General features: G+C 52.5%; 1 protein-coding gene. It reads left to right on the forward strand.

Annotated features, from left to right (window positions below; all coding sequences use genetic code 11):
• Positions 1 to 130: 130 nt before the first annotated feature.
• The coding region (locus NE473_RS30475) for an ATP-binding cassette domain-containing protein (protein WP_256265586.1) at positions 131 to 398 on the forward strand (268 nt) is incomplete at its 3' end.

Raw genomic sequence — 398 nt, forward strand, 5'->3', positions numbered from 1 at the left:
ATTATCTAATCAAGGGTCTGTTGAATGGCATAGTCGGAGGCTGGTCCGGGCTGATTGAGAGTATCCAGGATCTACCAGGGCAACTGACGGAGTTATTCCGGTCTGGGTATGAGGGAGAAAAATATACGAAATGGGAGATGAGGAGGTACGGGCCAACGACGGCATATCCCTCTCGATTGAAAGGGCCGAGATGACATCCATTGTGGGAAAGTCGGGAAGCGGAAAATCCACGCTGATGAACATTATCGGTGCGCTGGATGTGCCTACCAGCGGGACGTACCATCTGGAAGGCGAGAACGTGGGGGAGATGACAGACAACCAGCTGGCGAATATCCGCAACCGGCTGATCGGATTCATCTTTCAGCAGTACAATCTTCTGACGCGCAGTACGCTTCTGG

Source organism: Hungatella sp. SL.1.14 (genome assembly GCF_024460495.1).
GTDB lineage: Bacteria > Bacillota > Clostridia > Lachnospirales > Lachnospiraceae > Hungatella > Hungatella hathewayi.